This window comes from Chitinibacter bivalviorum (genome assembly GCF_013403565.1).
In the GTDB taxonomy this organism is placed as follows: Bacteria; Pseudomonadota; Gammaproteobacteria; order Burkholderiales; family Chitinibacteraceae; genus Chitinibacter; species Chitinibacter bivalviorum.
In genome coordinates, this window is the sequence record NZ_CP058629.1 from 21,484 (window position 1) to 30,683 (window position 9,200).

Consider the following 9,200-nt stretch of genomic DNA (forward strand, 5'->3'; position numbering starts at 1 on the left):
TAAACTGTCAAACATGAGAATTCACACATGAAAAAGCTCCAACGCGAGGCCGTGATCCGAACCGCGCTTGAACTGCTTAACGACGTGGGCATGGAAGGTCTAACGACGCGCCGACTGGCTGAGCGCCTCGGTGTGCAACAGCCAGCGCTCTACTGGCATTTCAAGAACAAGCGTGCGTTGCTCGACGCACTTGCCGAAGCCATGCTGACGATAAATCACACGCATTCGACGCCAAGGGATGACGACGACTGGCGTTCGTTCCTGAAGGGCAATGCATGCAGTTTTCGACGGGCGTTGCTCGCTTATCGCGATGGCGCGCGTATTCATGCCGGGACGCGGCCAGCCGCGCCGCAGATGGAAAAAGCCGACGCGCAGCTTCGCTTCCTTTGCGATGCTGGCTTTTCGGCAGGTGACGCGACCTATGCGTTGATGGCAATCAGCTACTTCACCGTCGGCGCTGTTCTTGAGCAGCAAGCTAGCGAGGCAGACGCCGAGGAGCGGGGCGAAGATCAGTTGACCACCTCAGCGTCTACGATGCCGGCGCGCCTACAGAGCGCGATGAAAATCGTCTACGAAGGCGGTCCGGACGCGGCATTCGAGCGAGGCCTGGCTCTCATCATCGGCGGTCTTGAATGGGTTCATGTGCAGCTCCATCAGCAAAAAGGGATGATAAGTTTATCACCACCGACTATTTGCAACAGTGCCGATAAAAATATATCATCATGAACAATAAAACTGTCTGCTTACATAAACAGTAATACAAGGGGTGTTATGAGCCATATTCAACGGGAAACGTCTTGCTCGAGGCCGCGATTAAATTCCAACCTGGATGCTGATTTATATGGGTATAGATGGGCTCGCGATAATGTCGGGCAATCAGGTGCGACAATCTATCGATTGTATGGGAAGCCCAATGCGCCAGAGTTGTTTCTGAAACATGGCAAAGGTAGCGTTGCCAATGATGTTACAGATGAGATGGTCAGACTAAACTGGCTGACGGCATTTATGCCTCTTCCGACCATCAAGCATTTTATCCGTACTCCTGATGATGCATGGTTACTCACCACTGCGATCCCCGGGAAAACAGCATTCCAGGTATTAGAAGAATATCCTGATTCAGGTGAAAATATTGTTGATGCGCTGGCAGTGTTCCTGCGCCGGTTGCATTCGATTCCTGTTTGTAATTGTCCTTTTAACAGCGATCGCGTATTTCGTCTCGCTCAGGCGCAATCACGAATGAATAACGGTTTGGTTGATGCTAGTGATTTTGATGACGAGCGTAATGGCTGGCCTGTTGAACAAGTCTGGAAAGAAATGCATAAGCTTTTGCCATTCTCACCGGATTCAGTCGTCACTCATGGTGATTTCTCACTTGATAACCTTATTTTTGACGAGGGGAAATTAATAGGTTGTATTGATGTTGGACGAGTCGGAATCGCAGACCGATACCAGGATCTTGCCATCCTATGGAACTGCCTCGGTGAGTTTTCTCCTTCATTACAGAAACGGCTTTTTCAAAAATATGGTATTGATAATCCTGATATGAATAAATTGCAGTTTCATTTGATGCTCGATGAGTTTTTCTGATAGTTAGTCTTTGTAGAGACACAAACCTGAAATTCCGGACACCGCGCTTCAGGACATCTCCCTGGACGCCGATATCTGGCAGTATCCGGACGGTACTATCGAACGCCGGGCCAACGGTACTACCTATTGCCCAAAGAGCAGCAGGGAGCTACGCCATCGAACAGGCACACCGGGTCAGACTCCTGAGTCTGCGCGATATGAGTGCGAGCTGCGCGTGACGGAAGGCGCTCTCAGGCGTTGCGGCGGCAGGTTGAGCCACCTCCGCGCTTCATCAGAAAACTGAAGGAACCTCCATTGAATCGAACTAATATTTTTTTTGGTGAATCGCATTCTGACTGGTTGCCTGTCAGAGGCGGAGAATCTGGTGATTTTGTTTTTCGACGTGGTGACGGGCATGCCTTCGCGAAAATCGCACCTGCTTCCCGCCGCGGTGAGCTCGCTGGAGAGCGTGACCGCCTCATTTGGCTCAAAGGTCGAGGTGTGGCTTGCCCCGAGGTGATCAACTGGCAGGAGGAACAGGAGGGTGCATGCTTGGTGATAACGGCAATTCCGGGAGTACCGGCGGCTGATCTGTCTGGAGCGGATTTGCTCAAAGCGTGGCCGTCAATGGGGCAGCAACTTGGCGCTGTTCACAGCCTATCGGTTGATCAATGTCCGTTTGAGCGCAGGCTGTCGCGAATGTTCGGACGCGCCGTTGATGTGGTGTCCCGCAATGCCGTCAATCCCGACTTCTTACCGGACGAGGACAAGAGTACGCCGCAGCTCGATCTTTTGGCTCGTGTCGAACGAGAGCTACCGGTGCGGCTCGACCAAGAGCGCACCGATATGGTTGTTTGCCATGGTGATCCCTGCATGCCGAACTTCATGGTGGACCCTAAAACTCTTCAATGCACGGGTCTGATCGACCTTGGGCGGCTCGGAACAGCAGATCGCTATGCCGATTTGGCACTCATGATTGCTAACGCCGAAGAGAACTGGGCAGCGCCAGATGAAGCAGAGCGCGCCTTCGCTGTCCTATTCAATGTATTGGGGATCGAAGCCCCCGACCGCGAACGCCTTGCCTTCTATCTGCGATTGGACCCTCTGACTTGGGGTTGATGTTCATGCCGCCTGTTTTTCCTGCTCATTGGCACGTTTCGCAACCTGTTCTCATTGCGGACACCTTTTCCAGCCTCGTTTGGAAAGTTTCATTGCCAGACGGGACTCCTGCAATCGTCAAGGGATTGAAACCTATAGAAGACATTGCTGATGAACTGCGCGGGGCCGACTATCTGGTATGGCGCAATGGGAGGGGAGCAGTCCGGTTGCTCGGTCGTGAGAACAATCTGATGTTGCTCGAATATGCCGGGGAGCGAATGCTCTCTCACATCGTTGCCGAGCACGGCGACTACCAGGCGACCGAAATTGCAGCGGAACTAATGGCGAAGCTGTATGCCGCATCTGAGGAACCCCTGCCTTCTGCCCTTCTCCCGATCCGGGATCGCTTTGCAGCTTTGTTTCAGCGGGCGCGCGATGATCAAAACGCAGGTTGTCAAACTGACTACGTCCACGCGGCGATTATAGCCGATCAAATGATGAGCAATGCCTCGGAACTGCGTGGGCTACATGGCGATCTGCATCATGAAAACATCATGTTCTCCAGTCGCGGCTGGCTGGTGATAGATCCCGTCGGTCTGGTCGGTGAAGTGGGCTTTGGCGCCGCCAATATGTTCTACGATCCGGCTGACAGAGACGACCTTTGTCTCGATCCCAGACGCATTGCACAGATGGCGGACGCATTCTCTCGTGCGCTGGACGTCGATCCGCGTCGCCTGCTCGACCAGGCGTACGCTTATGGGTGCCTTTCCGCAGCTTGGAACGCGGATGGAGAAGAGGAGCAACGCGATCTAGCTATCGCGGCCGCGATCAAGCAGGTGCGACAGACGTCATACTAGATATCAAGCGACTTCTCCTATCCCCTCGGAACACATCAATCTTACCGGAGAATATCGTTGGCCAAAGCCTTAGCGTAGGATTTCGCCCTCTCCCGCAAACGACCCCCGAAAGCAAAACAGGATGAACAAGGTCGATTCATATCAAATAAAGCCAAGCAGAAAGCAGGACTGAATAAGTCTATTCTTAATGTGGGCTGGCATGTGATCGAGACTTACACCTACTACAAGGCTTATTCATCCAGCAAAGCGGTATTTAAAATACCCGCACCAACAACCAGTCAGGAGTGCGCAAAATGCGGTCACACTCATCCCGACAATCGCAAAACACAAGCCCTGTTTGTTTGCGGTAATTGTGGAAATACTGACAATGCAGATCACAATGCATCACTGGTTATCAAGAAGCGGGCAATTAACTTAATTTTGGACACTGGAACGGTGTTATCTGGCGATGGGGTTCTGCGAACTCAGTCGGATAGTGGACGTGGAGGCAATCGTAAGACTGGCCGAGCCAAAAGCTCAACCAGCAGTGCTCAACGAAGCGTCAAAAAAGAAAAGCTGGCCGCTTAGGTTAGTTTGGAAGCTCGACCGCTTTAGCAGCGAGTAGTTCACCAGGTGCGGCTCAGTCCGGCGTCCAGTCCTGCGGGTCGAACAAATCTGGTTCTTGCATTGGCGGCTGGCTCATGAGGTCGTGGTATTCGGGGACGTCTCAGAAAACGGAAAATAAAGTACGTTAAGCCATTGGCATGGCCACCGCTCTCGCAAACGATCATTTTCAAGAAGCCACCGTGAGAATGCGGGCCGCGCCAGTGCTGGCCTTGTCCGTCCCGTTCTCGAAAACCGCTCTCGAATCGAGCCGCCGAGACTGCCGAGTTTCGAGAACAGCCGAAACGCCGCTTCCAGCGGCAGACGCCACACGCAAAGCCGCGCCGTTGCTGGATCGAGCATTCCTTAGCGTGCTTTAAATTCCGTTTTCTGAATCGACCCCTGGTAGTTTGCATGGGAGTCGATCTCCGGTGATGAACAAGCCACCATCCTTGCGTCACGACTTCCCCAGCGCCACACAAGCCGCTTGATTCGCTCGATTTGTGTATATATATACCTACCTATATACATACGGTTTTCAAGTGGAAGCCGGGTCAAGGGCGTGACCGGAAGCCGCACGCGGAGCACAGGGCGCAGCCCGAGCACCGAACGGGTGAGGATCACGGCGCAGCGCACCCTTGATGCGGCTGGAACGACCAGAGCCTCACGTCAGAGGGGGATGTCAAGGGCAAAGCCCGCCCACATTCCCCCGCGACGTGTGGGGCAAGACCCCACGCGGGAAGCCGAAACCGAAGGGGTTTCGGTCGCCGGGACGGCGAAAGCGGCAGGCCGACCGACAGGGAGGGAAGATCGAAGCCCGCAGGGGTCGAGACTCGGCACGAGGCTCGATGCGAAGCACGAGAGCCCGGTCGATGCGCAGCAGCGAGCCGCCCGAATTTCACTGCGGCCGAACTGGACGACGCTGGCCAGCCACACCGGCACCGGACGAAAGCAGCTTGACGGCCTTCACGAAGTCGATGCCCAACAGGTGCATCACGAGGTCGATGCCGCCACCTCCACCCTTCCCTGCGCGCACGTCAAACCACTTGAGGCCCGTCACCAGAACTTCCCAAGCAAAGCCCGAGGGCGACGACAAAAACAGCCGCACCGTCCGCTTGTCCTTCTCCGGCACGAAGTCAGGATCGCGACGCCAGAACAACTGACCATCATCGCGCAGCTTGTCGAGCACCTGCGACAGCGGCATCTCTCGCACCCATGCGAGCGTTTCATCGTCAAAAGACCGTCGAGCCATACGCTACATCCTCCGAACTCCATTCAACCGACACGGCCGCCACGCCGAAAAGTGACAGGGGGGCCGCGCTGACGCGCGGCGAAACACCCTCCGGGCTTCGCCCTGCGCGCGGGATGATGGATAAGTCCTGCGGACTTACCCACAACCCACTTGCGGCTACTCGCGTTTGAAAAACGCTGGGGCTACTCAAAACCAAAACCAGCTCCATCTCAGCCATCCAGCACAGGCACGACACCCGGCCCAGCAGGAAACAGCTCAAGGGACACCGAAGCAGCACCCGGAACCCCGGCCCCCTGCGGGGCGGCAGTTACCTGATGTGCACCATGTTTAACATCCTCGGCCTTGCCCGAAGCGCCCCCCAAAATCGCCACGGCGACGGGCTTGAGCACTTCTTCGAGCACATGCTTGTAGGTGGCCACCGTCTGCCTTGTGAGGCCCGCCACGCGGCCGATAGCGGCTTGCGTGAGGGCTTCGCCCTTCTGTTGCAGCAGGCGGCACGCGGCGCGCACCTTGGACTCGGTGGCCTTGTGGCGCACGTCGTGGGTGCGGGCGGCGGCGAGGCGCTGCCGCTCGATCAGCGGCAAGTCCTTGTCGAGCTGCATCACGCCCCGGTGGCACCGGCCGCAGCCGGTGTAGCGATCCCACGTCCAGCGGGCGACCGACTTCACCGTGGCCTTGAGTGAGGACTGGGCCAGGTTGTCCATGAAGCCCAGCTTCTGGAAGCTGTTGCGGTTGTGCGCATAGGCTTCGAGCAGCCGCGTGAAGGTGGCAAAAGAGCCGCGCTCGCGCTCACGGTTCACGATGGAATAGGCGTAGTGGCGCAGGTGCTCGAAGAGGATGCAGTGCCGGGAATGGCTCACCTCGTCGAACTGCGGCCCCTTCCCCCACGGGCTGGACACAGCCAAGTCCACGTAGTCGGCCAACTCCCCCAGCTCGTAGACGTGGGCGTGCAGCTCGTGCGTCAGCCACCAAGGATGGCCGGGCGTCTTGGCCACGGGGCCGCTGTGGAAGTCGGTGTCGGCATCGAGCCGGGCAGCGAAGGCCTCGTAGACGGCCTTCATGTACGCGATGGGCTTGCTGCGGGCGGCCTCGGTCGTGCAGACCGGGGGAATCGCGTAGTAGAGGTGGCTGTGGCCGCTTTGGCGGTTGCGGACGATCAGATTGGGAGCAGGAAGCCCAGCGTCCTCCCAGATCATCGCCTTGGTGTGGTCGAGGTCGAAGATCAGCCAGCTCACAAAGCCGGGCCGATTGACCTGCATGTAGGGGTAGCGAATGGCGTATTCGCGCGGCCGGACGCGGGTGGCCGTCTTGTCGTCAGAGCAACGCGGCAGATAGGGCGCTTCCGTGAGCACGCGATTGAGCGCGGTGCCCGACTGGAAAAAGCGATCTGCGGTCTGGTTGTCTCGTGTCTGTGCCGTTGTACCTGCCATAACCCCTCATCACACGTCCCGTAGGGGCGTGCGCACGCTTGCGTGCAGGGGCTAAGACTCGTACAATGGAAGCACTTTCAGTCGCTTTATTGCACTGGTACAGAGTTCACCCGCCAAAGCGAACGCTGTATTTGTCTGGGCACCCTGCCCGGTTTATCTGTCAAGGCCCGCTCGCCAAAGCGGGCTTTGTCGTTTCTGACTCTCCAGTTTTGTGCTGTCTGGTCAGCTCTCTCCTTTGCCATGACGGTCACTCGTCGGCATCCACAGACGCCGGTGCTTGCTTGTAGCCTCGCACCATCGTCTTGGGCACCCAGTGCTCCGTGTTCACATCAAACTTCATGATCCCGTAGGACTGCAAAACGCTTGCAGCTCCATCGAGACTCTGGAAGTACCGAAGGCCGCCACGGGCAGCACCCAGCACTCGCTCATTCATTCCGGCCCGCACCACGATCAAGAGGCCCTTATCACCGGGTTCCACTCGGGCGGCGGAAACCGACCCAGCGGCGATGAGTTCCTTCAAAACCTTCGGCGCGACCACACTAGCAGTTGTCGTCAGCATCGTTTATACCTTATTCCGCGCCCAATCGCAACAATATCATGTTTCGTTGCGCCTGTCGCTGCATGGTGTTGGTGTCTTCATTTGTATGGACTATAGTCCATACTGGAAATCGTTATATATATACATAGATAGGTATATACATACCTATCAGCGCTTGAGGAAGGCTTCGAGCGCCTCGACCACGAGGTCTTTCTCGGTGACGCGCGTGCCCTTCTCTTCTGAGCGCTTGAGCGCTTCGCGGCGCAGGCGATCAGCCAGTTCCTCGGGGAAGTTGAAGATTTTTTGCACCCGTGCGCGGCCGTAGCGCTGCGTTTCCTCGGCAGCGGGCGGCGTGGCGGCCGGTGGCGTGGTCACGGCCGCAGGTGCCACCAGCGGCTTTTCGGCCTTGTCCGCCTCCCCGCCTTCAAGGAAGGCGGTCGGGTCTTTGGGCGGCTTGAACTGCGCCGTGTTGGGCTTGCCCTTCATGCTCATGCCATCACCTCCTTGAAGAAGGCTTCCATCTCGGCAATGGCGGCTTGATCGCGGCCCAGCTCCTGAACGCTCGCGCCTTCGCCGATGGCGCGGCGGAAAGCCACCCGCTCGCACACCTTGGTCGGCAGCACGGTCAGCTTCTGCTCGGCCAAGAATTCCAGCATTTCGGCCGCATCCTTGGTGCGCGGATCGACACGGGTCAGCAGCACGCGCACATCCAGCTCGGGGTTGTAGTCGCGGGCCAGCTCGACCACTTCCAGCAAGTCGGTCATGGCGGCAGCGTCCAGATTGCTCGCGCCAATCGGGATCACGGCACGCTGGGCCAGCAGCAGCGCGGAGCGCAGACCAACCGAATCACGGCCACCGGCATCAACGACGACATGCTCGAAGCCGCTGGCCAACTGCTTGCCTTCGGCCAAGATCGCCTTACCAGCGAGGCAGGTGGTGGTGGGCGACGGGTCGTATTGCGTCTCACGACGCCAAGCAGCCCAGCTCGCGGCCGAGGCCTGCGGGTCGCCGTCGATCAGGAGGGTCTTGCCCTGCCGGGCCAGCATCACTGCCAAATGCACAGCGGTCGTGGTCTTGCCGACGCCGCCCTTGGTGTTCACACACGCGAAGATCATGGGGTGCTCCTATAGATATATATACATACCGACGCAGCAGCAAAGCGGCTGACCATCGACCTGCCGGGTTCCTCCCCGGCGCTGGGACTCGGTAAGTATATATATACCTACCGACCACAAGCGAATGGTAGCAGACTTTCGCGCCATCGCGTATAGTTTTAGTTGTACGCAACAACAAGTAGAAGAGAACGCACCGATGCAGTTCAAGGTCATTCGACACCGCAACAAAGACGGCTCTTACAGGAAGGGCTACCGCGTCCAGTGCCTGCGGCGCGTCCGCGAGGTAACGCCGGATTTCCCGGAGGGGAAGAACGTGCAGCGCGTGATGGCCACGTTCGACCGTGAAGCGCGCGAGCTGCCTGCTGATGTGCGGGCCATCCTCACCCCGGCCGAAGTCGAAGAGTGGAAGGAATGGCGAGTCAAAGAGGACGAAGAGGAGTTGGCAGCGGCTGCCCAGTTTGAGCTGGACACGCTCGCTGAAAGCGCACGGGTGGCACGCATGGGCTTGGCCAAGGGCTATGCAACCACCACGCCGGACAACGCCGTCGCTATCCGCAAGGAGTTTCGAGCGCTCGCGCGGATGCTGATCGAGCTGGGTCTAATGCCTGAGCCGGTGCGCGGCCGCCCGGAAAAGGAAGAAGAGAGCGACTTGCCACTGCTGCCCAACTTTGCGCCGCCCGGCACGCCCGCCTACGAGTCCTACCAACGGCTGCTCGACGAGCACGAGCGAAAGAAAGCACAGACCAACGACGGAGGCTGACC

General features: G+C 57.7%; 11 protein-coding genes. 6 read left to right on the top strand and 5 right to left on the bottom strand.

Annotated features, from left to right (window positions below; translation table 11 throughout):
* Positions 1-27 precede the first annotated feature (27 nt).
* From tetR to HQ393_RS17305, 5 genes are all read left to right on the top strand, one after another.
* Positions 28-726 (top strand): tetracycline resistance transcriptional repressor TetR, encoded by a 699-nt coding sequence (tetR, locus tag HQ393_RS17285; RefSeq protein WP_246308020.1) that lies wholly within the window; start codon positions 28-30, stop codon positions 724-726.
* A gap of 45 nt (positions 727-771) precedes the next feature.
* Positions 772-1,587 carry an aminoglycoside O-phosphotransferase APH(3')-Ia gene (gene aph(3')-Ia / locus HQ393_RS17290; protein WP_000018326.1) on the top strand — a complete coding sequence of 272 codons (816 nt, stop codon included), beginning with the start codon at positions 772-774 and terminating at the stop codon, positions 1,585-1,587.
* A gap of 294 nt (positions 1,588-1,881) precedes the next feature.
* Complete coding sequence (gene aph(3'')-Ib, locus HQ393_RS17295; RefSeq protein ID WP_001082319.1) at positions 1,882-2,685, top strand: aminoglycoside O-phosphotransferase APH(3'')-Ib; 804 nt, start codon at positions 1,882-1,884, stop codon at positions 2,683-2,685.
* Positions 2,685-3,521, top strand: coding sequence for an aminoglycoside O-phosphotransferase APH(6)-Id (locus tag HQ393_RS17300; protein WP_000480968.1), 837 nt, complete (start codon positions 2,685-2,687; stop codon positions 3,519-3,521). Before aph(3'')-Ib ends, HQ393_RS17300 begins: the two co-directional genes overlap by 1 nt.
* 201 nt (positions 3,522-3,722) lie before the next feature.
* Positions 3,723-4,088, top strand: a complete 366-nt coding sequence (locus HQ393_RS17305; RefSeq protein WP_179358560.1) for a zinc ribbon domain-containing protein — start codon at positions 3,723-3,725, stop codon at positions 4,086-4,088.
* Positions 4,089-5,001: 913 nt separating this feature from the next.
* Here the strand turns inward: HQ393_RS17305 and HQ393_RS17310 are convergent.
* The 5 genes from HQ393_RS17310 to HQ393_RS17330 all read right to left on the bottom strand — a co-directional run bounded on the left by HQ393_RS17310 (position 5,002) and on the right by HQ393_RS17330 (position 8,438).
* A complete protein-coding gene (locus HQ393_RS17310; protein WP_034372897.1) occupies positions 5,002-5,355 on the bottom strand; it encodes a hypothetical protein in 354 nt (117 codons plus the stop codon).
* Between the two features lie 209 nt (positions 5,356-5,564).
* Positions 5,565-6,785, bottom strand: coding sequence for a replication initiation protein (locus HQ393_RS17315; RefSeq protein WP_034372894.1), 1,221 nt, complete (start codon positions 6,783-6,785; stop codon positions 5,565-5,567).
* Between the two features lie 247 nt (positions 6,786-7,032).
* Positions 7,033-7,344, bottom strand: coding sequence for a ParC family partition-associated protein (gene parC / locus HQ393_RS17320; protein WP_013124618.1), 312 nt, complete (start codon positions 7,342-7,344; stop codon positions 7,033-7,035).
* A 147-nt stretch (positions 7,345-7,491) separates the two neighbouring features.
* On the bottom strand, positions 7,492-7,815 hold the full coding sequence (locus tag HQ393_RS17325) for a hypothetical protein (protein ID WP_049285569.1): 324 nt from the start codon (positions 7,813-7,815) through the stop codon (positions 7,492-7,494).
* The gene (locus HQ393_RS17330) at positions 7,812-8,438 is read right to left on the bottom strand and encodes a nucleotide-binding protein (protein ID WP_013124616.1); all 627 of its coding nucleotides are present in this window, start codon (positions 8,436-8,438) and stop codon (positions 7,812-7,814) included. Before HQ393_RS17330 ends, HQ393_RS17325 begins: the two co-directional genes overlap by 4 nt.
* 196 nt (positions 8,439-8,634) lie before the next feature.
* On the opposite strand from HQ393_RS17330, the gene HQ393_RS17335 reads away from it, so the two are divergent.
* A complete protein-coding gene (locus tag HQ393_RS17335) occupies positions 8,635-9,198 on the top strand; it encodes a hypothetical protein (RefSeq protein WP_179358561.1) in 564 nt (187 codons plus the stop codon).
* The last annotated feature ends 2 nt before the right edge of the window (positions 9,199-9,200 follow it).